Raw genomic sequence first — 22,474 nt, forward strand, 5'->3', positions numbered from 1 at the left:
AAAATCACGTAAATCACCCACATTTTCAACCCGATAAGCACATGTAAATTATTCTTCACGATATCCTGTTGGTCTTCTGACAAATACCTGAATTAAAGTGCCAAATTTATCGCATTCTTAAATTACATTTCGCTACAAATGCGTATAATACCCGACCAGAATTTCCCTCCCCCGCACGCGGATAAGTAGTTAAGTGAACATCGACGTAAACACTTTGCTCGTTCAAAACGATATACTTTTGTTATTTGTTGTTCTTGCGATTGGTTTGACCATCGGTAAGATCCGTATTGGCAGCTTCCAGTTTGGTAACTCTATTGGCGTTCTCGTCACAGCACTGAGTTTCGGTCACGCTGGATTCACCTTTAGTCCTGAAGCCCTAAACATAGGCTTTATGCTCTTTATCTTTTGTGTAGGTATTGAAGCAGGTCCTAACTTTTTCGGGATCTTTTTCCGTGACGGTAAATCCTATCTGATCCTTGCGCTTACCGTGCTCATTGCGTCGGTCGGGATCACCTTGTTGATGCGTTACCAATTTGGCGTGGATGGCAGTATTGCAACCGGCATGATGGCGGGGGCACTAACCGCAACCCCTGTGCTTGTGGGAGCCAAAGATGCATTAAATACAGGTCTCGCAGGTGTGGACTATTCGCCACAACAAATAGCGGACATGATAGACAACCTAAGTGTTGGCTACGCGTTAGCGTATCTTGTGGGTCTGGTGAGCTTGATTTTGTTAGCAAACCTGATGCCGAAGTTACAAAAAGAGAACCTCGAACACTCAGCGCAAAAAATCGCGGCTGAACGTGGCCTCGGTGGCTCCTCACAACGTAAAGTCTACTTGCCCATTATTCGTGCTTATCGCGTCGGTGCAGAGCTAATCAATTGGGTCGATGGCAGGAACCTGCGCGAACTCGGTATTTATCGTCAGACCGGATGCTACATTGAGCGTATCCGACGTAACGGTATTCTGGCGAACCCTGACGGCGATGCCATCTTGCAAGATGGTGATGAAATTGCACTGGTAGGCTATCCAGACAGCCATGCACGACTCGACCCATCGTTCCGCAATGGTAAAGAAGTTTTCGACCGTGATCTTCTCGACCTTCGCGTCGTTGAAGAAGAAATCGTTGTGAAAAACGACGCCATTATTGGTAAGCGTCTTTCAGATTTGAATCTTGCGGAATACGGCTGTTTCCTAAACCGTGTTGTCCGCGCGCAAATTGAAATGCCAATGGACCACAACATCATGCTGTCAAAGGGCGATGTATTGCAGGTCAGTGGCGAGAAACGTCGTGTTATGGGGCTCGCTGAGCGTATCGGTTTTATCTCGATTCACAGCCAAGTATCCGACATGCTGGCGTTCTGTTCCTTCTTTATTTTTGGCTTGATCTTCGGTTTGGTCACCATGACCTTCGGCGGTATGACCATCGGATTGGGTAACGCTTCGGGTTTGTTGATTGCTGGTATTTTGCTGGGCTTTCTACGTGCTAACCACCCTACTTTTGGTTACGTTCCTCAGGGTGCAATCAACATGCTTAAAGAGCTGGGCCTGATGACCTTTATGGTCGGCGTGGGCTTAAGCGCGGGAAGTAACTTATTAGAGTACCTGCAGCAAATGGGCTTCACCATCATGCTGGGTGCGTTAGCAGTGAGTGTAATACCCGTGATTCTGGCCTACTTGGTGGGTGCGTACGTGCTTAACATGAACCGCGCCTTGCTGTTTGGTGCCATCATCGGTGCACGTACTTGCGCACCGGCAATGGACATGATTAACCACCATGCGCGAAGCACTATCCCAGCGCTGGGTTATGCGGGTACTTATGCCATTGCAAACGTATTACTGACCTTCGCGGGTACCCTCCTTGTGATACTGACATAACAATTCGATTCGGTTATCAATCGAGTAAATTCAGTCAGCCCATATTCAGCGAACAGCGTTACACTGTTCGCTGAATATTAATAAGATAGCGCTACTTTTCCTCCGAGGCCGTTAGCTATGCGAATCCTGATTGTCGAAGATGACCCCCTCCTGAGCCATCACTTAAAAACGGAACTTTCCGAACTGGGTAATCAAGTTCACTGTGCGCCGAATGCCGAAGAGGGTTTGTTCGTCGCGAAGGACTACCCTAACGACATCGCCATCGTCGATCTTGGTTTGCCCGATCGAGACGGCATCAGCCTTATAAAAGACATTCGCCGTGCAGGCGTTCGCACCCCTATCCTCATTTTGACCGGACGTGCCAACTGGCAGGACAAGGTATCCGGCCTTGATGCGGGCGCAGACGACTACATCGTTAAGCCCTTCCAAAAGGAAGAATTGGTCGCACGACTCAACGCCTTGGTCCGCCGCAGCGCGGGGTTCGTTAAGCCCGAGTTACGTGCTGATAAGATCAGCATCGATTTGCTGGCAAAAAAAGTCTCTGTTGACGAGACACCGGTTGAGCTGACCGCATTTGAATACGACTTGCTTGAGTACTTGGTACGCCATAATCGCCAAGTGGTATCAAAACAGCGTTTACTGGATGTGCTCTATCAAGATCAAGAAGGCGACCCGAACACCATTGAGGTCATGATGAGTCGTCTTCGCAAAAAGCTCACACAAGCAGGGCAGGACAACCCCATCTCCACGATTCGTGGACAGGGCTACATTTTCGAACTCAACGTTAGCTGATTACCGTATGAAGCAAAAAATGACACCCCCAATGCACAAACGGGTTATCGCTACCTCCATCTCGATAATCTTGGTGTTTTCCATCGCATTCGGGCTGTTACTTAATCAGCTCTACATTAAAAGCTATGTCGCGCTGTACTCAACAGATCTTGTCACTGCCGTACCGCATATCGTGGGTGAATTACGCAGGGACAGGCTGCTCGCATTGGCGAGATCCAATATCGTGCAAGCGCCCAAAAACATCGATTCCCCCTCGCAGTATCTTGCGTTTATTTGTCAACGTGACGACACCGTTTTATGGATGTCTTCGGATGCGAAAGGCAAAGGAATGGAAGACATTTGTTCATCCATTCCTTTTGATATTTCAGAACCTGATTTAGTGACGTATAAAGACCTTCCATACGTCGTTCATGTTATTTCTGATGCCACACACTCGAAGAACGAGAACTTTTTCGTTATTCGCGAGGTCAGCCCTCAACTTGAGAAAATGGCCGAGATTAAGAGCAAAACTTGGTTCTATGTCACCTTGCTCTTCCTCTGTGCAACTGGGCTTTTGTACGCGGCTTCTTATTGGAGTTTTAGCCCTCTTCGCAAACTTGCAGGAGAGCTACACGAGATTGCCGAATCTCGACGTGAAAAACTCGATCTAGATTACCCTTCAGAATTGGAAGAGGTCACCGAAGCACTCAATCGAATGATCCAGTTGCGAAAAGAGCAGACTCAGCGCTATCGCCATGCAATGGATGATTTGGCACACAGCCTAAAAAGCCGCCTTGCCGTCACCAATGCACTGCTGGATGACAGTACACTAAGCCGCGACGCCCTTAGCAAGCGTATCGTAGAGCAAGTCAGCCAAATGGATGACATGGTTCAATACCAACTACGACGTGCTCTTGTAGGTGACAGAGGTCTTGTCAGAGAAAAGACCGAACTGAGACCGGTCATAGACAGCTTAACGGGCATGTTTTCCAAGATTTACGGTGATAAACCCGTCACCATTTCGGTGGAAACCACTTCATTGCCTTCTCTTCCGCTAAATAAAGCGGATTTAACTGAGCTGCTTGGCAACCTACTGGAAAACGCCTTTCGGTTTTGTATCAGCGAGGTTCGTATTTCGTCGAGAGAATCCCTTGAAAACTATATCCTCATGATTGAAGACGATGGTCCAGGGGTTGCTGAAGCCGTCAGAGAGTCTATTTTCCAACGAGGCGTCAGAGCCGATCAGCTAAACCCTGGCACGGGTATCGGTCTTGCCGTTTGTGATGAAATCGTTCACAGCTATGATGGTCAGATTAAGGCATCTACCTCCTCTCTCGAAGGTGCTTCATTCATCATGACGTTTCCCAAAACGCGTTAGCCACACGCTCTCACTTTGACATGCAATTTGATAAAACCGCACGCATTGAGTGCGGTTTTTTATTGATTTCCATACAAAAACCCCGTTCAGCAGCTATCTTATTCACTGGCACAAAGTTTGCTCAAGTTTCCATACATGGGGGTAAAGAGCACGACAGATGCAACTTTTCAAATGGATTGAAAACCAACGCCAACTGCTGCTAACAAGGCTGCGCACGCACTTTGTCCATGCCACTGGATTGTTCATCGCCTTGGCTTGCGGGCTTTGGCTCGTTGTTCCTCATCCTATCATTCCCGTTGCCATCGGCATTCTGCCTTTTGCCGTGCTTATAACCATCAGCCAGCCCGTGTTATTGGGCCTGCTCTTTATTGCCTTTTCCTTTTTCAGACTGCATGAAGCATTCGCCCAGCTCTATTCGCTCAAGATCCCCTTAATGCTGTCTCTGGGAACATTGACAACGCTCGCGTGGCACATTGGCTTTAGTGGCAAAATTCGCATGTTCAATTGCAAGGAACTTTCCAGTTTCTACGTGTTTTTCGCGTTGGTTACGATTGGTTTACCCCTAGCGGGGAACTTTGGAGAGGCATTTGCCTATTACAAAAACATCTATGTGAAAATCGGAATAATGACTCCTGCGCTGGCGTGGCTACTTACCAGCGTTGCCCACTATCGCCGTGCCCTCACCATGATATTGGTGTCGGGTCTTTGTATCGCCCTCGTGACTAATTACAACAAAATGAATGGCATTGGGATGGTGGAAGAAACTCGGGTAACCGTGGGTAGAGAGCTCGGTTCGGTATTGGGGGACCCAAATGATCTGGCGCTTGTGCTTCTTTTCCCTTTTTCATTTGCCATTGCCATTGCCATCACTTCGGGATTACCCAAAAAGCAGCGACTGTTCGGTGCGATTACAGCGGCAGCTCTGTTTATGGCGATTATCGGTACGCAAAGCCGTGGCGGCCTCCTAGGCATTATGTCTGCCTTGGGTATTATTGCGTGGCGAAGAGTGGAATCGAAAGCCTTGTTGATTGTCGGCGGCGGTATTTTAATGCTTATTCTGTTTGCATTCGCAGGTATTAGCAGCCGGAAATCAGGAGGCGCAGCAGAGGACGGATTAGATGAGTCCGCCAAAGGTCGACTTTACGCGTGGGAAGCGGTCTTTTTTATGGCCGTAGACAACCCTATTTCTGGCGTGGGTCTGAACAACTTCTACTTCAATTACTTTTTCTATTCTCCCCACTGGGATGGGCTTAACCATGCTGTTCACAGTACATGGTTTGGCGTCTTGGGCGAAACGGGATTTGTCGGTCTTACGGCTTTCTTGTATATGACATTTGTCGTTTTCCGGTCAGCACAGAAAACCGCAAATATCGTCTCTAAATACCCTCAGATATACGATCCTGTTGTGCGGAGTATCAGTGACGGCCTTTACTCTGGCATCGTCGCATTCTGCGTTTCAGGCACCTTCCTGACGCAAGGGTTTACTTGGCCTATCTATATTTTGTTGGCACTTACCGCTGCGGTCTCGAATTACGTTAACAACGTCGAACGAACGCGGGAGAAAACACAAGATGAAATAGACGAAGAAGCACGCTCAAAACGGCGAGGATTGACCGAACGGCTACAAGTTATACCGAACCCTAGAAAAAACAAAAGGCCGCCCTAAGGCAGCCTCTGGTGCATCCAGAAAAGACTAGTCGTCTGCGCTGAGTAAATCATCTTTTGCGGCTAACAGGTACTGCCACATCGACCAATAGGTCAGTGCTGTCGCAATGTACAACGCCGCGTAACCAATGTAGACAATCCATTCATTGCCGTGCCACAGAAGCATGGTCAACGCGAACATCTGCGCAGCCGTTTTAAACTTACCTACCCATGACACAGCAACGCTGGCACGTTTGCCCAGCTCAGCCATCCACTCTCGAAGGGCTGAAATAATCACCTCTCGCGCAATCATGGTTGCAGCGGGTATGGTCACCCAAATGGAATGGTAGTGTTCGGCAATCAAGACCAATGCAATCGCCACCATGACCTTATCGGCAACGGGGTCAAGAAATGCGCCAAATCGAGTTGTCTGGTTGAGTGTTCGAGCAAGGTACCCATCCAACCAATCCGTAAAACCTGCAATGACAAAAATGAGCGTAGCAGCAAACGCCGACCACTCGTAAGGAAGATAAAACGCGATGACAAAAACAGGAATTAATGCGATGCGTAAAAGAGTCAGAATTATGGGGATGTTCAGTCGCATAGTTGTAATTGTTGGTGGGTAACACCGCTATGGTGGACGAAAGTCATTGCTGTTGCAATGACGAATGAATTTTCTCAGCTAAAACTCTGCTAATTCCTGGCACTTTGGCTATTTCTTCAACAGATGCGCGTTTAAGCTCCTGAATACCGCCCAGGTATTTAAGCAACGCTTGTCGGCGTTTTGGCCCAACACCTTCAATTTCTTGTAAAACACTGGTCTTACGTGCTTTTGCACGTTTAGCTCTATGACCCGAAATCGCATGGTTATGGCTTTCATCTCGAATGTGTTGGATCAAATGCAGTGCGGGTGAGTCTGAAGGCATGGAAAATTCCTCACCGGTCACTTTGATCAATGTTTCTAAACCCGGCTTACGCGTGGTGCCTTTTGCCACACCAATCATTAATGGGTGCTTCGGCCATTCCGCCAACAGTGGTTTCACTACCTCCCACGCTTTGTTGAGCTGTCCTTTACCACCATCAATGAGAATGATGTCCGGGATTTTTTCCGGGTCAGATTGCTTTGCATATCGGCGCTCTAACACTTGCGCCATCGCCGCGTAATCATCACCGCCTGTAATGCCAGTGATATTGTAACGTCGATACTCCTGTTTAACAGGACCATCTTGATTGAACACAACGCAAGACGCCACGGTTTGCTCACCCATGGTATGGCTGATATCAAAACACTCCATCCGCTTAACCGACTCCAGCCCCAACGCTTCAGTGAGCACATTGAAGCGATTGTGGATGGTCATTTTATGGTTGATCTTGCTCGTCAGTGCAGTTGCCGCGTTGGTCTGCGCCAATTTGAGGAAACGCGCTCTCGCGCCTCGTGGCTTACTTTGGATATGCACTTTTCGGCCCGCGATTTCTGACAACGCCTTGCTCAACGTTTCTCGTTCTTCACCTAAATCCGGTCCCAACAATATGCTGGTTGGAATGGTACGCCCTTCTGCCTGATTAATATAAAACTGGCCAATAAACGTGGAAACCAGTTCGTTCAAATCTGTATTTGCTGGCATTTTCGGGAAGTAGCTTCTGCTGCCCAGCACTTTGCCTTGGCGAAGGAACAGTACGTGAATACAGGCCATACCATTTTCAATCGACACGCCAATCGCATCCAAATCATCATCACTGTTTTGAGAAACGAACTGCTGTTCCTGAACACGGCGTAAGGCTTGAATTTGATCACGGTATTCTGCGGCTTTTTCAAACGCCAGCGATTGACTCGCCACTTCCATTTTTTCCACCAGCGTTGAAATAACCTGACGATCTTTGCCTTGCAGAAACAGACGAGTGAAATTGACGAGCTCTGCATAATCGTCTTCAGAAATGAGGTCTTTCACACACGGGCCTGCGCAACGGCCAATCTGGTACATCAAGCAAGGGCGAGTGCGATTCGCATAAACTGAATCTTCGCATTGGCGAACCGGAAATATTTTTTGAAGAAGATAAAGGCTTTGTCGGACAGCTCCCGCATCGGGAAACGGTCCGAAGTATTCCCCTTTGCGCTTTTTCGCACCGCGATGGATAGACAATCGCGGATGTTTAGACGCTGAAAGAAAAATATACGGGTAAGATTTGTCATCACGAAGTAGCACATTGTAACGAGGCAAGTGCTGCTTGATGAGGTTGTGCTCTAGGATAAGCGCTTCGGTTTCACTGTGCGTGATCGTGACTTCGACATTGGTGATGTTTTTCACCAGCGCACGGGTCTTTTCCCCCGAAACATTCGTCCTGAAGTAACTGGAGAGGCGTTTTTTGAGCGACTTTGCTTTTCCGACGTAAATGATCTCACCGGAAGCGTCCATCATTCGATAGACGCCCGGTTTATCGGAAACTGTTTTTAGAAAGTTTTTGGCATCAAACACAGGGAACAGAATTAATTAGAGTGTCTCTGTGTCTAGCATACCATGGCGAATCGCCAAATGGGTCAACTCTACATCACCATTGATACCCAGTTTGCTAAACAGTCGATAGCGGTAGCTGTTTACTGTCTTTGGACTGAGGTTCAATTGTTCAGAAATATCCGTCACTTTTTGACCTTTTGTGATCATCATCATTATCTGAAGCTCTCGCTCAGACAGATTTTTGAACGGATTTTCTGACGCTGGAGAAAACTGACTCAACGCCATTTGTTGAGCAATCTCTGGCGAAATATAACGCTGTCCGCTGTTAACCGCACGGATTGCGTTAACCATTTCACTCGCACCTGCACCTTTGGTGAGATAGCCAGCCGCTCCTGCCTGCATGACTTTGGTTGGAAATGGATTTTCAGTATGAATTGTAAGAACAATAATCTTGGCGTCGGGGTTATAGCGTAGGAGTTTACGCGTAGCTTCCAAGCCACCGATACCAGGCATATTCATGTCCATCAAGATAATGTCGGCGTGATTGCTACGACACCACTTGACTGCTTCCTCACCGCTTTCGGCTTCCCCTACCACTTTAACACCACGTTCATCTTCGAGAAGACGACGTATCCCTGTGCGAACCAGCTCGTGATCATCTACAAGGAAAACACTAATCAAGCTTGTTTCTCCACTATGATTTTGGCTCGCCATGCGCCACTATGGCGCTCGACTTTGTGCTGCATCTTACTTGAGTTTAACCCAACAATAAAAGTCCGAACACGTTGAATCTGTGTAAGAGTGCATGTTTTTCATTTTAATATGTCACTAATTATACAATGACGTCATAAAATCTAGTCCATGAAACCCTATTCAGAACAAAATTTCAATAACAACATACAGTTACATCCAGCAACCAATTCGCCAAATAAATACAAATCGTCCAACACTTAATACACACCGATTTTCGCGACCTCAAAATTTCTTCTCGCTGACGGTTTCCGTTATTCTTTACTTACATAATTTTATGACTCAGATTGAGTACAGCAAAGGAGAAATCCGGGTGATAAGTGTAGGTATCTTGCTTTGTGACGATCACTACGAAGACACCATCTCTGTATATGGTCACTATGATGATGCCTTCAAACGTTTGCTATCCATTGATGGCATCAATGTCAGTAAAACTTTTCGATGCTTCCAAGGCGAATTTCCCTCGCAACCCGATGCATGTGATGTTTGGGTCATTACTGGCAGCAAATGGAGCGTTTACGACAATGACCCCTGGATAGAGACTCTCGCGACATTTATTCGCTTGTGTGATAAACGTCATCATCCTTTGCTTGGGGTTTGTTTCGGCCACCAAATCATTCATTTTGCCCTTGGCGGAACCGTAGAAAAATCCGATAAGGGTTGGGGGATGGGCCTTTACCCGTTGAACGTCACACACCAAGGTCGCCGTTATTTTACAGCCGATACGCCCTCTTCAATTTCATTGCTTGCCGTGCATCAAGATCAAGTGCATCTTCCCGCCGATACATTTATGACAATTGCCTCATCTGACTTTTGCCCACAAGCTATCACAGTCAAAGAAACCCACATTTTGACTATGCAATGCCATCCTGAGTTTACGGCCCCATTTATCATTCAATTACTAGAACGCTTGAGAGAAAAAGCAGGCGACGAAAACGTCGACCGCGCGAGGCGCACTGTCGAGTGGTTTGGCGAAGGAGAACGGCAATACGTGGTTTCACTCCTGCGACGTTTCATTTTGTCTTGTTCGTAATGCTCGCCACCGACCCCATCACGCTCATTTCAACAACAGGGAAATTGCATAACAGAAAATCACATTTTCAATATGCAAATCATTTTTGTGCATCGCAAGGCTTAAAACTTCAACCTATTGATTAGACGAAACATTAACACTGGCATTCATATTGCAGCCCCACTTTACTAAGCTAAAGGAGGGTTTTCTGATATGAACGAGCCATCATTGAAAAAACCGTTGATTTTTGTCGGTCCGCCCTGCTCTGGCGTGGGTCTGATCTCAAACCTTGTTTTCCACCACCCAGCCTTGTGTTGGTTGGACGAAAAGTTTGAAAAATATCCGACATCGAACTTTCAGCGTAAGTTGTTTAAATACACCAATGAATGGCGCTCGAAAGCCAATGACTACCCAGAAAAATCCTTGATGTCGGCTCTTGCGAATGACTTTTCGCCAACGCCAGCAGAAGCGACCTTGTTTTGGGATTCGATGACCCGCGACGATGTTGATTTCTATCGAGGCTTTGCAAGAGGCAAGCAAGCCTCTCCGATGGAAATCACCGAGATTAAAAAAATCTTTGAAGACAGAATGAGAACCACCAAAAAAGAAAGATTGGCGCTGAAGTTTACAGGCCCTGCTCGTCTTTACTATCTGCAAAGCCTTTTCCCAGACGCCAAATTTGTTCACGTGATGCGAGACCCCGCATCGACAGTTAATTCGATCATTTCCAGTGAAGAATGGGAATTTAAAGGCAAAAACATGTTGTGGTGGCGCGGTGCTTATTCGCTTCAAGAACTCGCACAATACGATTTATTGCGACGTCACGCTGTCGCGGGTACGGCGTTTCAACTGAACAAACTGCTGCAAACAACAAGACAGGAGATCGATGAGCTTGATATCGACCTTCTCACGATAAACTACGAAGATTTTGTCGCCAACCCGTCGAAAACCCTACTTAGCATCCTCGACTACGCCGAGTTGGATCCACATTCTAATGTCGAACGCGCGATGAAACGAAGCGATATCAGATGCAGTAACAGTGTTCTGAAAATGCCGGCGACAGACATCAACACCGTTTACACATGGTGCCCTGCCGCATAAGTAGGTAGATATAAATTAAGTCGGCAACTAGACAAATAGAAAGAGCGGCAAGAAATGGATAAAAAAACGCCTTCCGTTTGGGAAGGCGTTTGATTGTTTATTTACTTAAAGCGCGTCGGTTTTAATACACAGAACGTGGTATTTACCGTGTTCTTTTTCCGCACCTTCAGTTTCGTGTTCGAAACCTGGGAACTCGTCATCCCATGCCTCAAGTGCTTTGAGGTATTGGATTTGAGGGCTGCTTTCGCTACCAAAGTTCTCACCACCCATCAGCATTGGGATGCCTGGTGGGTAAGGGATCACTGAGTGCGCTGCAACGCGGCCTTCCAGTTTGTCTGAAGAAACCAGTTCCACTTCATTCGCAACAATGTGTTGGTAAGCAGTACGTGGTTTCAGTTCAACTTCTGGCAGTGTTGAGTACGCTTCGTTCAATACTTGTGCTGGGTTGTGACGAACCAAGTATTGGAACATACGGTCACCCAGGTCACGAAGGCCAAGGCCTTTGTACACTTCTGGTGCACTTTCAACAAGTTCTGGAAGGATAGTTTCCAGAGACGCATTTTTGTCGTAGTGACGTTTGAACGACAGCAGCGTGTTAACCAATGTATCGCGTTTACCTTTAGTGATACCCATTGAGAACAGGAACATCACTTGGAAGTCAGTGGTACGCGTTGGAACGATACCGAAACGGCCTAGGTATGCGCTAACCAGTGCAGCAGGTACACCTTGATCCAGGAAGTTACCATTGCCATCCAGACCCGGAGTCAGCAAGCTAACTTTGATTGGATCCAGCATACACCAGTCGTTGTCCATGTTGTCGAAACCATGCCATTTGTCTTCTGGGTGCAGTTTCCAGTTATCCTGCACTGTCATCAGAGACTCAACAGATGCGTCTTCGAACTTCACTTTGTCGCCATTGGTTTCAGTCACAACCTCAGCATTCCAAGGTTTGAAGAACCAATCACCATCTGAGGTGTAATCGTTGAACAGTTTACGCACGCTTTGACGGAAGATAACTGCTTCACGAATCACTTCGTTAGTCAGAGACAGACCGCTTTGGCCTTTCATCATGTTCGCTGCAACGTCGTTAGATGCACAGATTGCATACAATGGCGATGTTGAAGTGTGCATCATGTACGCTTGGTTAAAGCGATCGAAATCGATAGCGTCTTCACCGTTACGAACGTGAATGTATGATGCTTGAGACAGTGCATTCAGCAATTTGTGTGTTGAGTGCGTTGCGAATACTGTTGGACCATTGTGGTCTTTCGCATCACCACGCATTGCGAAGTGGCCTTTGTATACAGGGTTGAAGCGAGCATAACCAAACCAAGCTTCGTCCATGTGAATACGGTTAGAGCTTTCAGACAGCAGTGATTCTGCATGTTCTGAGTTGTAAACCATACCGTCGTAAGTACAGTTGGTTACCACTGCGTATTTTGGTTTTTTGTTTTTCGCATCTTTGGTCATTTTGCCTTCTGCAATCATCTTCTCGATGTTTGCAGCAGCCATGGTTGACTTGCTGATTGGGCCAATGATGCCGTAGCAGTTGCGAGTTGGTGCCATGTAAACAGGACGTGTGCCAGTAAGGATCAGGCCTTGTTCAATCGATTTGTGACAGTTACGGTCGATGATCGCGATGTCGTCATCTTTCAGACACGCTTGCATGATGGTACGGTTTGAGCCAGACGTACCCACGATACCAGAGCAAGACTCATGAGCACCGAACACTTTCGCTGCTTCTACTTCGCTGTCTTTGAATGCACCAGTGTGGTCAAGCAATGAACCCAACGCTGCACGTTCGATACCCATATCAGTGCGGAACAGGTTCTCACCGTAGAATTGGTGGAACTGGTTACCCGCAGGGGTTTTGGTGAAACCAATACCACCTTGGTGACCAGGCGCAGACCATGAATATTCGTGGATGTCATTGTACTGCATCATCGCTTTCATCAGCGGTGGCAATACTTGCTCACGGTAACGTCTCATCGCTGCCACGATACGACCTGCAACAAAGTCTGCAGTGTCTTCAAGTACTGAATAACACTCGTCAACACGTTCCATCAGTTTGCGGTTTGCAAGAATAGAGGTACGTGCACGTTCTGCTAACAGGAACACTGGCACTTCTGATTGGCGATCTTTCAGCGTATTCAGCAGATCGATTTCTTCTTCAGAGTGAACGATTTGTTCTTCAGATTTGTCCAGCGTCAGTACAAGGCTATCAATTTGCGATGCCAAGATAACCGCTTTGGCATCTTCATAGGATTTCGCGGTAATAATATCAATGGTACGTTGAGTCAGCTCTTCAATTAGAGCTTGAGTTGTACGTGCAGCATAGCTGCTTGGATCGATATTTTGCGGCTCTACAACCAGAGTGCGCATTTTGCTGAAGTTGTTGCTCATAATAATTACCTAATCTGTAATTTTCTAATTTCAGCGTCAACGGCTTGGATGGCTTTTTTATCCAAAAATAAATAAGTCAGGCAGAGTGGTTAACGTTATTTCATTTTGAGTGGCGAGGGTATCTCTCGTCCTACTCGACATTTTGATAATCAAATGGCCAGTCCCAATGACAGGAGAATAATTAAGACCAGCCATTCGATTAAATTTCTTTTTTGCTTCTTGCTTAGTGATCATTTAATTGGGGAGAAAATATCACTTATTATGCTTTTGCTTTTACATCTGATTCAGGGTTCACATCTCGTGCAGCAATGAAGCCGTAGAAGATATAACCGAACAGCGTCAGGATGGTACCGCCGAATACTGCCTCTGCGCCGCAAGCATACACACTATAGATGCTGTAAATAACACCCAAAGTACCGACGGTTGCGCCCAGTTTGTATTGCGCTGGAGACACTTTGTTTTTACGCAGCATCACTTCCAGACCCGTCATAGACAGGATGTATGGCACCATGTTTACGAATACAGCCAGGTTTAGCAGGGCGTTGAACTGATTCACCAAGTTTGGAGAGATAGTCATCACTGCCAGAGCAAGTTCTGCCACCAACATGATCAGCATACCCATGATAGGTGCACCCGCTTTGTTGGTTTTCGCGAAGATTTTAGGGAACAGACCTTAATCCGCTGCAGCTTTTGACACTTGCGCATTGGTGAACTGCCAGCCCAACAAAGAACCGATACACGCAATAACTGCAGCAAGCGTTACGATGTTACCCACAGTTGGGTTGAACATGTGGCTGAATACCAGACCGAAAGGTGCTGTAGAGTTAGCCAGTTCTGCGTTAGGAATAATACCTTGGATTACGGTAGTAGACAGGATGTAAACAACCGCTGCGAAACCCGTACCAAACAGTACTGCAAGAGGTACGTTACGTTCTGGGTTTTCTACTGCATCCGAGTTTGCGCCTGCTGACTCAATACCCAAGAACGCCCACAGTGTCAGTGCAATACCTGAAGATACAGAGTGCATTGTTGTATCGTGGTGCGGGTTCCAAGCTGAGATAAAGGTTTGTGGATCGAACCACCACCAGCCGATGACTGACAAGCCCAGTACTGGAAGAATAATACCCCATACGGTGACAGACGAAATTTGGCCAGTAATTTTTGGACCACCGAAGTTAGCCACCATAGTGACAACCAAGATAGCAACAACACCATAGAAGGTATGCATTGGGGTATTTAGCCAAGGCATAAACGGTTTGATATAACCTACCGCTGAAACTGCAATTGCCACACAGCTAATAACCAAACATACGTAATATGTGTATGAGGAAATAAAGAAGGAAGATTTACCGTGTGCTTCTTCAGAATAGGCAGACATACCGCCAGAACGCTTACAGAAGGCACCACATTTAGCAAACGTGTATGCAATACACATCGCGCCTAGCGCGGTAATAACCCAAGAGAGAAGTGAAATTGTTCCGACTTGCGCCAAGCTCGCTGGCAGCATAATAATACCGGAGCCCATCATATTTACAGCAACAAGGACGGTTAAACCAACCAATCCCATTTTTTTACTACTGGCATCTGAAGACATTAAATTAACCCTCAATTCAGACGAGATAGAATAATAAACGTGAGTTTTTCGTTGCAAGGCCAATTCCGTGGCGACTGTATTTTAAAGGGCGTCAATTTGATATTGGTGAAAATCAGAAATAACGAACGTGCTCTTATTACAGCAAGTATTCACAATGGAATCTTCGTGTGAACATATCCATTAATGAATATGTTTTTCTAAATTAAAAACATATGCATTAAATCGTTTAGACCGTGCCGCTCTATTCGATGGGCCTATTCTTATCCTTTTTCGATTTTTTTAAACCCCTAAAAATGCAATCATCCGTTACACAAATCCGGATTCAAGGTGTGATGTAAATCACTATTCAATTCGACATTCATCACTGATCTGCCCTGATTTTTTCTCACCCATCAATGTGACGCGAATCACACTCCAAATGAAATTCAATGGGTTAGCACCGGAACATCGCTTTTCCATACTGTCTTCAAATTCCAGAAAATGGTCTTTTAAAAACGGATGACTATGCAAAATAAGTGCGGTTTCATGTTCCCCGTTATTACTGACATTTTGTTGATTGAAAGGAACTTTTTCTCGACAAGACACCCTTACAACGAAAAGCGCCTGAAATTCAAACAGTGCTGCATAAGCGGTACCCACCCTATTTGCATTTTGTTGCTCAAAACTATCCCAGCCCACAAGACATGCGCAAAGCGCATGACCTTTCTGCATTTTATTCATTTGTATCATGCCATTGATAACTCTACATTACGCGCGTCTGTTACCCCAGAGGCCAATATGTTTTCACAATCTCTTGCAGCGCAGCTTGCTAGGTGGCTCCTGGTGCTGATTTTTACGTTGTTCTTCGTACATCACTGCGCACCACTAAGGAGTGCGTTAAGTGACTATGCCGTCGACGGTGGATGTCATCAACGCCACTCCACACAACCTTCAGGACACATGGACGCTAACACACCGTCTGTCCCCCAACATCACTAACACTCACGTTAAGGTAGTTTCATGAGTATTTTCAGATTCCCTCTGCTGGTATGGCTGGGAATAGGAACCTTGATCATCAGCCTAGGGATCAGGCAATCATTCGGTATCTTTATGATGCCAATTGCTGACACTTTTCAGTCAGGTCGCGAATTCTTTAGTCTTGCCATCGCCTTACAAAACCTCATGTTTGGTGCATTCCAACCCTTTATAGGCATGGCGGCAGACCGATTCGGTGCAAAACGCATTATTTCGCTGGGCGGTATCGCTTATGCATTGGGCTTGTACCTAACATCGATTGCAACAACGACTGGCGTACTCTATCTCTCAATGGGTGTACTTATTGGTCTGGGTTTGAGTGCCACCAGCTACGTGATCGTGCTGGGTGCCGTTGCAAAAGTAGTGCCCGCAGAGCACACCGCGAAAGCATTTGGCTTGACGACAGCCATGGGGTCGTTCGGCATGTTTGCCGTTATCCCAGGCGCACAATCTCTACTTGCCAACTACGACTGGCAGACAGCGATGCAAGTGTTCGCCATGGTATGTACGGTAATGATTGCCTTTTCGGTGTTTATGAAAACCTCCGCGAAGAACTCCACCGTGAGTGCAGCGGAAAATAATCAAACGCTGACAGAGGCCCTGAAAGAAGCGTTCAAACACCCAGGCTATTGGTTAATTCATGCGGGTTTCTTCGTCTGTGGCTTCCAAGTCATGTTTATCGCCACTCATTTGCCAAGCTACATTTCAGACAAAGGCTTACCCGGTGGTGTAGCCGCGATGGCGCTGGCCTACGTGGGCATCTTCAATATCTTCGGATCGTATTTCTGGGGACTCATGGGTGACCGATTCAATAAGCGCATTGTTATGACCAGTCTCTACATGATGCGCGCCGTTGTATTAGCCTTGTTTGTTATGCTGCCTCTGACAACCGAATCAGCCACAATCTTTGGCGCGGCAATTGGTTTTTGTTGGCTGGGAACTGTGCCGTTAACATCCGGATTGGTTCGCCAGATTTTTGGCCCGCGCTATATGTCGACGCTCTACGGTTTGGTGTTTTTTACCCACCAAATCGGCAGCTTTCTCGGTGCATGGGTCGGGGGACGCGTATTTGACTACTATGGGTCGTACGAGCCAATCTGGTGGGCATCGGTCGTGCTGGCAATCGCAGCTGCACTGCTTCATTTACCCATCAACGACAAGCCTTTGGTACGCGTTGCTTCTCCAGTAACAGCCTAGTATCTATAACAAAAACAGGCGTTTCGACGCCTGTTTTTGTTCAAACTTTAACCATCGGAATTAGAATCAAACCGTATTGAATGCTAATTTGTACGAGAACGAATGAAATTGGTCATGTACGGCAAACAGTAAAGGCTGGTTCTTATGGGGAAACTAACCACTCTTGTTTTAGACACTTCTACAGGTAGACCCGCGCCGGGTATCAAAATCTCCCTCTATCGCATTAATGAAAATGGCCTCATCCCGCTGCTGACCACAGTTACCAACGAAGTGGGCGAACCCGATACTCCCCTGCTTGAAAACAGCGAGTTTTCCTCTGGTCATTACCAATTGGTATTCGAAACCGCCCCGTATTTTCGGCACTACAATCTCCTGCTCGACCCGATTCCACTGTTTGATGAAATTGTCGTTAGGATTGGTATTTCAAATCACGAACAAGACTTCCACTTGCCCTTATTTGTGTCCCCCTTTAGTTATTCCATTTACCGCAGCCATTAAAAAAGCCAGCTCAAAGGCTGGCAAAAGGATTATTCAAACAACATTGGGTAGGCTTGCGTGTATATCCAATCCGTGTCTTTTGCGGGAATATGACACCCCAAACAATCCGTTTTATAGTTGCTGGATGCGTTGGTCGACAGTGCGCCGGGTTTGAACAAGGCCCATCCCCATCCGTCACCCCAGATTTTGTTACCCGAAAAGCGATTTTCACTGTCTTTTATCATCACAAACCACTGTTTCAGTTCTCTCGTGGCATGGCTTACCCCCGAGCCTGTTGTGAAATCCCCACTGCTGTGTGCGCGAAGTTCTTTGACTACCGTTGCACCATCAGGAAACTCACCAGTTTCGCGAAACGCCTCAACCGCCGACTTTTCCGTATAGACATCATGAAATCCACTCGCACCGCCATCGGGTACAAACCAGGATCCTAGATGCACCATATTGCTTTTAAAATCCGTCGGAAAGCTGATGTGCCCTTTTTCGTCGACATAAGGGGAAAACTCACTGACGCTTGCAAACGCACTCGTTGCCACCAGAGTGGTCAACGCAACACTTCTTATAAGGTTGATCATTCAACCACCACTATTTCAACGTGGACGTAAAGCCACCGGAAGCAGCTTCCCCTTTCCCTTTACCCGCACGGAGCACCGGATAATACTGGGTAAACACAAAGTCATCCGCTGCTGCTGATTGATGACACGCGTTGCACGAGGCCGCAGGGAATGGCTTAGCGACTTTGGTAATGGATGAGTGATCAGGCGTTGAAAAACTGTAATACGCCCAATTTCCCGGCTCATTTGGGTTATGTTTTTTACTTTTAATCGTGGCTTCCAACCCAATATATTCCCCTTGGAAATAGCCATTCCCACTGACTGCCACTTTACTTCCTACGCTGACCAACTCCTTCATAATGATGGTGCCATCTCGAAACTCGCCCGTTTCTTTCCAGTGAGCCCAACTTTTCGGGTCAATATACACATTGTGATGCTCAGGAAACGCCGCCTTACCATTATTCATATCATTTGGTGTTACAGGTGTTCCGACGTAAACCCACTCTCTATACCCCGTTGGCCTCAGTAGCTCTCCGTCTTTGATCGTGAAATATTCTTCGGCCATGGCGTTCATCGACAACAACCCAGCACTCAGGAAAGCCAACGAAAAAAGTACGTTTGAATGTATAGATACCGACATTGCTTTTTTAAGTTCCATTTTTCACCTCGCTTACAGATAAAACGCTCAACAATCCAGCGTTTGGCCTGAGTCTAGGCTACAGTTGAGACACGAGTTATCGCCCCGAGGCTCACATCAGTGCCCCAAAGAATCAAACACCAACAAACCTTCAATTTACTGGCTGATATCCTTGAAACGCTGAAGTTTCGCGGCACCATTTTTTTCAGCTCTGCACTCAGTGCGCCGTGGGGAATATCGCTTGAAAAATTAGGGTATCCCCGATTTCACATCACCCTTCGGGGAGAGTGCTATGTGGGTACCCATCAAGACGCGTTTTTAAGGGCAAAGGAGATGGACATCTTTCTGTTGCCCAATGGTGATGCACACTGGATTGCCGATAACCCCAGTAATAAAAAAACACCCAGCGAGCGTGCCGTCAATGCTTGTGAGCTCGATTCACCCTTGTTTCAACAAGGCCCAACAACACATAAACTCATCTGTGGTATGGTGCAATTTGATGAAGGACTCAGCCACCCCATCATGGATGCGCTGCCCAGTGTGATCCACGTGGAAGGCATTCGACACGACAGTGCAATATGGCGATTGGTAGAACTTATCGATGCGGAAATTCGTGAAGCAGGAAGTATCAATAGCCCTGTCGCAGATAGGCTAACCGAAGTGCTGTTTTTAAAGCTTTTGCAGTTTCATGTTGATGAGCATCAAAGTACTTTTGGGTTTTTACGCGCGATACGCGATAAACGCATTCATCAAGCATTATCATATCTTCACGAAAATCCAGCCAGAGACTGGACACTAGAAGAACTTGGCAAAGAAGTGGGTATGTCTAAAGCAACCCTCGTCAGGCACTTCCAAGATGCCGTTGGTGTGGCACCCATGACGTACCTCAATCACTGGCGACGTTTAAAGGCTTACCACGCACTGCGTTATACCAACGACTCGATGGACAAAATCGCGGTTTCTCTGGGGTTTACATCAGGTCGGACTCTGAGTCGCTCTCTGGTTCGCGAGTTAGGGTTGTCGCCTGCGGAGATTCGTAGCTTGTCATCACATTCAAACATCAACGAATAAAGGAGCCCGAAGGCTCCCCTCTATTTCACATTTCAAGAATGAAGTATCGCGAGGTATTTACTCTCGATCTTGGTCAAAATCACCATGGAAGTGCCCGTGATCTGCCACTTCACGCGATGCCGACTTGATCTTCTCACCGATTCGATGTTCATGCTCATGGCCATCATTATCTACCGACAACGTACGTAGCGTTCTTTGTTGCGGTGCTGGAGCCTCATTTTGCGTATCCGCATAGAGGTCTTCACTCATCGCATAAAACGTCGCAACGTACGCCATTGCACGCGAATTCATCGTCAGCGCGTTGTTGGCAACGTTATTCAAGTCATCACACGCTTGGTGATAACACTTGTCGTATGCCACATCGATTTCGCCACCAAATTGCTCAACTTCTTCCGCCGATTTGAGTTTTTCAGCCCCTGTAAACAAACCACCAAACGCGATTCCCCAATCAGCGAAACCGGAGTAGTCCGAACGTTTAGAGAGTGCTTGAGGCACTGTCGACTCGTCTTTCTTGGTAAAGAACTCGTTGAACATTCCCTCGATATGCGCGGTCCCTTCTGGTGGCTCAAAGTCATCAGGATACGCATTGTCAGGGCTGTCCTTGGTATCCGACAAGTCACCATCCATCACACCATAGATGTAATTGGGCGAACCTATCATGTCGAAGTTTAAGTACATTTTTACCGGATTGATTTCTAAGTATCTCGCTTCAATCAATTCGCGATGTTCAGCCGTTAGTTCGCTAGGATCGGTAATACCGAGTTCTTCCATGATTTGCGTCTGCGCATCTTGATAGTACGCACCGAACACTTCATTGGTGTAATATTCAGACCCTACCAACCCTGCTTCTTCGGCAGCCCACCACGCAAAACGCACTTTGTTTTTCTGATGGACAGGCAAACGCTTCAGTTTCTTTTTCAGGCGTATGGCGTACTCAAGCACACCCGCAGACCCGGAACCATTATCATTGATACCCGGCCCTTCAGGTACCGAGTCCAAATGCGCCCCCAGCATTACAATTTGATCTGGGTTTCCGCCCTTGGTTTCTGCAATCACGTTTTGCGTCACAACGACATCATCTTTAACACCGATGTTCAACGCAGCGGCAATCGCATCACCACCACCTTGTAGCGCGTCATACCAGCCTTTTCCAAGATCATATCTTGCACCAAATGCCGGAATAGTGGCCGCAGAATCGCTGCCCAGAGTACCATTTACAACGCCTTTTCTACCGTCGCTGTTGCCTTGATTGAATACTATCGCCCCCACTGCCCCAGCAGCTTCAGCGTTCACGACTTTGGCATTAAAGGTACAACCCCCACGCTGGATGACAGCAACCTTGCCAGACACATCGACACCGTCAAAATCTGAGGCTGTACAAGCATCGGTATCATCATAATCCGCTGAGTCGAAATCAAAATCGGGTGTTACAAAGGCGATTTCAGCGTTTAATGCACCGTCCGAGCTCCCTGAATAGGACATCGCAGCATAATCAGCAGGAATATCATCCGTCGCATCACGAACATGCACTAAGGATTGCCCGTTAACCGTGAGTGTTGTTCCGTCTAGCTCAATCCAACTTCGAAAATCGAACGGTTGTAAGGTCACGTCATAGCCATGCCTTTCTAACTTTTGCTTTATGTAATCAACGGAGTTTTCATATCCGTCAGTGCCAGCGGCTCGGGTGGTTGAGTTGCCGTCTTCCGTCGCAACAGCAGCACCTTCCATTGCCTCAAGGTGATCAACCAGCCTTTTTTCTTTGATTGCTTTACTGACTTTTTTCGCGACCCAACGAGGGTCTTCACACCCTGAAAAGCCCGTCAACAAGGCCGCACTCACCACAATAAGAGTGACCTTTTTTACATTTGAATTGAATGTACTCATAGAAACAGTCCTTTTATTTGACGTTACTAGTCAAGCATTCAAAATAAGCAGCAACCAGAACCAAAAAAAATCAACCCATCCAAAGTTAGGGATGACTCACAAATTCATCTCACTAACAAATGCATTAATTAACCATATTTGTTACCAATATTTATACACAGTCTTATTAATTAAATTAGATTTGTAAGAAGCGTTAAAACAAACAAACTCACTTTTCTCTCATAAGTATTTAAACAGAAGAAAAAAATGCCCATTTTAAACACTATCCCTCAACACGATGATTAAACATCGCGTGAATACCCATGCAGCACTATCACAGTGCGGAACGCGACTTTAACGAGGAAACAGGGGTAATCAGGAGGATTCTGTCTCAATAGTGAATTTTTATGTCTGAATTTCTTTATATGCACACATGTTCATCGTTGAATCAGAAAAACACAACCAATAGGAAATAGCACACCCACACTTTCCCCATTAAATAGCATTAACCCTAAAGAATATCGAGCCGTCACACTCTGAAACAATTATCATAAAGGAAATGAGTGGCGGGCTAATAAAGCCTGCCATTTTCTTTAATTCCACCTAACAAATATTCGACAACTCAGTATCTGGCACAATGCTGGATACATCACGACCA

Annotated in this window: 17 protein-coding genes and 1 pseudogene; 9 read left to right on the forward strand and 9 right to left on the reverse strand. The window is 46.6% G+C overall.

What is annotated here, in order from left to right; all coding sequences use genetic code 11:
* Positions 1–193 precede the first annotated feature (193 nt).
* The 4 genes from B5D35_RS13450 (at position 194) to B5D35_RS13465 (ending at position 5,694) form a co-directional block, all read left to right on the forward strand.
* The gene (locus tag B5D35_RS13450) at positions 194–1,879 is read left to right on the forward strand and encodes an aspartate:alanine antiporter (RefSeq protein ID WP_078753081.1); all 1,686 of its coding nucleotides are present in this window, start codon (positions 194–196) and stop codon (positions 1,877–1,879) included.
* A gap of 117 nt (positions 1,880–1,996) precedes the next feature.
* On the forward strand, positions 1,997–2,671 hold the full coding sequence (locus B5D35_RS13455; protein WP_078753082.1) for a response regulator: 675 nt from the start codon (positions 1,997–1,999) through the stop codon (positions 2,669–2,671).
* 31 nt (positions 2,672–2,702) lie between these two features.
* Positions 2,703–4,028, forward strand: coding sequence for an ATP-binding protein (locus tag B5D35_RS13460; protein ID WP_244556599.1), 1,326 nt, complete (start codon positions 2,703–2,705; stop codon positions 4,026–4,028).
* Positions 4,029–4,185: 157 nt separating this feature from the next.
* Positions 4,186–5,694: an O-antigen ligase family protein gene (locus B5D35_RS13465; RefSeq protein ID WP_078753084.1), complete on the forward strand. Its 1,509-nt coding sequence runs from the start codon at positions 4,186–4,188 to the stop codon at positions 5,692–5,694.
* A gap of 27 nt (positions 5,695–5,721) precedes the next feature.
* Here B5D35_RS13465 and pgsA read toward each other — a convergent pair whose 3' ends face one another.
* The 3 genes from pgsA to uvrY are packed head-to-tail and all read right to left on the reverse strand — an operon-like array spanning position 5,722 to position 8,806.
* The gene (gene pgsA, locus B5D35_RS13470; RefSeq protein ID WP_078753085.1) at positions 5,722–6,276 is read right to left on the reverse strand and encodes a CDP-diacylglycerol--glycerol-3-phosphate 3-phosphatidyltransferase; all 555 of its coding nucleotides are present in this window, start codon (positions 6,274–6,276) and stop codon (positions 5,722–5,724) included.
* Positions 6,277–6,319: 43 nt separating this feature from the next.
* Complete coding sequence (uvrC, locus tag B5D35_RS13475; RefSeq protein ID WP_280174683.1) at positions 6,320–8,155, reverse strand: excinuclease ABC subunit UvrC; 1,836 nt, start codon at positions 8,153–8,155, stop codon at positions 6,320–6,322.
* A 6-nt stretch (positions 8,156–8,161) separates the two neighbouring features.
* Positions 8,162–8,806, reverse strand: coding sequence for a UvrY/SirA/GacA family response regulator transcription factor (uvrY, locus tag B5D35_RS13480; RefSeq protein ID WP_067409937.1), 645 nt, complete (start codon positions 8,804–8,806; stop codon positions 8,162–8,164).
* Between the two features lie 382 nt (positions 8,807–9,188).
* On the opposite strand from uvrY, the gene B5D35_RS13485 reads away from it, so the two are divergent.
* Both B5D35_RS13485 and B5D35_RS13490 read left to right on the forward strand, forming a co-directional pair.
* The gene (locus B5D35_RS13485; protein ID WP_244556601.1) at positions 9,189–9,908 is read left to right on the forward strand and encodes a type 1 glutamine amidotransferase; all 720 of its coding nucleotides are present in this window, start codon (positions 9,189–9,191) and stop codon (positions 9,906–9,908) included.
* Positions 9,909–10,100: 192 nt separating this feature from the next.
* Positions 10,101–10,988 carry a sulfotransferase family protein gene (locus B5D35_RS13490; protein ID WP_078753087.1) on the forward strand — a complete coding sequence of 296 codons (888 nt, stop codon included), beginning with the start codon at positions 10,101–10,103 and terminating at the stop codon, positions 10,986–10,988.
* Positions 10,989–11,093: 105 nt separating this feature from the next.
* On the opposite strand, the gene adiA is transcribed toward B5D35_RS13490, so the two are convergent.
* The 3 genes and pseudogenes from adiA to B5D35_RS13505 form a co-directional block, all read right to left on the reverse strand.
* Complete coding sequence (gene adiA, locus B5D35_RS13495; RefSeq protein WP_078753088.1) at positions 11,094–13,391, reverse strand: arginine decarboxylase; 2,298 nt, start codon at positions 13,389–13,391, stop codon at positions 11,094–11,096.
* Between the two features lie 259 nt (positions 13,392–13,650).
* A pseudogene (potE, locus tag B5D35_RS13500) lies at positions 13,651–14,985 on the reverse strand (putrescine-ornithine antiporter).
* A gap of 342 nt (positions 14,986–15,327) precedes the next feature.
* Positions 15,328–15,705: a hypothetical protein gene (locus B5D35_RS13505; RefSeq protein WP_078753089.1), complete on the reverse strand. Its 378-nt coding sequence runs from the start codon at positions 15,703–15,705 to the stop codon at positions 15,328–15,330.
* Positions 15,706–15,984: 279 nt separating this feature from the next.
* On the opposite strand from B5D35_RS13505, the gene B5D35_RS13515 reads away from it, so the two are divergent.
* Both B5D35_RS13515 and uraH read left to right on the forward strand, forming a co-directional pair.
* A complete protein-coding gene (locus tag B5D35_RS13515; protein ID WP_078753091.1) occupies positions 15,985–17,196 on the forward strand; it encodes an MFS transporter in 1,212 nt (403 codons plus the stop codon).
* A gap of 144 nt (positions 17,197–17,340) precedes the next feature.
* Positions 17,341–17,694 carry a hydroxyisourate hydrolase gene (gene uraH, locus B5D35_RS13520; RefSeq protein ID WP_078753092.1) on the forward strand — a complete coding sequence of 118 codons (354 nt, stop codon included), beginning with the start codon at positions 17,341–17,343 and terminating at the stop codon, positions 17,692–17,694.
* A 29-nt stretch (positions 17,695–17,723) separates the two neighbouring features.
* Here the strand turns inward: uraH and B5D35_RS13525 are convergent, their stop codons facing one another.
* Together B5D35_RS13525 and B5D35_RS13530 are read right to left on the reverse strand one after the other, a co-directional pair.
* Positions 17,724–18,266 (reverse strand): cytochrome P460 family protein, encoded by a 543-nt coding sequence (locus B5D35_RS13525; protein ID WP_078753093.1) that lies wholly within the window; start codon positions 18,264–18,266, stop codon positions 17,724–17,726.
* Positions 18,267–18,276: 10 nt separating this feature from the next.
* The gene (locus B5D35_RS13530; protein WP_078753094.1) at positions 18,277–18,903 is read right to left on the reverse strand and encodes a cytochrome P460 family protein; all 627 of its coding nucleotides are present in this window, start codon (positions 18,901–18,903) and stop codon (positions 18,277–18,279) included.
* A 99-nt stretch (positions 18,904–19,002) separates the two neighbouring features.
* Here B5D35_RS13530 and B5D35_RS13535 point away from each other — a divergent pair, with 99 nt between their 5' ends.
* Positions 19,003–19,953, forward strand: coding sequence for an AraC family transcriptional regulator (locus B5D35_RS13535; protein ID WP_078753095.1), 951 nt, complete (start codon positions 19,003–19,005; stop codon positions 19,951–19,953).
* Positions 19,954–20,010: 57 nt separating this feature from the next.
* Here B5D35_RS13535 and B5D35_RS13540 read toward each other — a convergent pair whose 3' ends face one another.
* Positions 20,011–21,837: a M28 family metallopeptidase gene (locus tag B5D35_RS13540; protein ID WP_078753096.1), complete on the reverse strand. Its 1,827-nt coding sequence runs from the start codon at positions 21,835–21,837 to the stop codon at positions 20,011–20,013.
* Positions 21,838–22,474: the final 637 nt, after the last annotated feature.

The organism is Enterovibrio nigricans DSM 22720, assembly GCF_900167155.1.
GTDB lineage: Bacteria > Pseudomonadota > Gammaproteobacteria > Enterobacterales > Vibrionaceae > Enterovibrio > Enterovibrio nigricans.

Bases quoted from the DNA above. Each gene is read 5' to 3' on its own strand.
- B5D35_RS13455 (WP_078753082.1), top strand. From the start codon at position 1,997: ATGCGAATCCTGATTGTCGAAGATGACCCCCTCCTGAGCCATCACTTA.
- B5D35_RS13460 (WP_244556599.1), top strand. From the start codon at position 2,703: ATGCACAAACGGGTTATCGCTACCTCCATCTCGATAATCTTGGTGTTT.
- B5D35_RS13465 (WP_078753084.1), top strand. From the start codon at position 4,186: ATGCAACTTTTCAAATGGATTGAAAACCAACGCCAACTGCTGCTAACA.
- pgsA (WP_078753085.1), bottom strand. From the start codon at position 6,276: ATGCGACTGAACATCCCCATAATTCTGACTCTTTTACGCATCGCATTA.
- B5D35_RS13490 (WP_078753087.1), top strand. From the start codon at position 10,101: ATGAACGAGCCATCATTGAAAAAACCGTTGATTTTTGTCGGTCCGCCC.
- adiA (WP_078753088.1), bottom strand. From the start codon at position 13,391: ATGAGCAACAACTTCAGCAAAATGCGCACTCTGGTTGTAGAGCCGCAA.
- B5D35_RS13505 (WP_078753089.1), bottom strand. From the start codon at position 15,705: ATGAATAAAATGCAGAAAGGTCATGCGCTTTGCGCATGTCTTGTGGGC.
- B5D35_RS13515 (WP_078753091.1), top strand. From the start codon at position 15,985: ATGAGTATTTTCAGATTCCCTCTGCTGGTATGGCTGGGAATAGGAACC.
- uraH (WP_078753092.1), top strand. From the start codon at position 17,341: ATGGGGAAACTAACCACTCTTGTTTTAGACACTTCTACAGGTAGACCC.
- B5D35_RS13525 (WP_078753093.1), bottom strand. From the start codon at position 18,266: ATGATCAACCTTATAAGAAGTGTTGCGTTGACCACTCTGGTGGCAACG.
- B5D35_RS13530 (WP_078753094.1), bottom strand. From the start codon at position 18,903: ATGGAACTTAAAAAAGCAATGTCGGTATCTATACATTCAAACGTACTT.
- B5D35_RS13540 (WP_078753096.1), bottom strand. From the start codon at position 21,837: ATGAGTACATTCAATTCAAATGTAAAAAAGGTCACTCTTATTGTGGTG.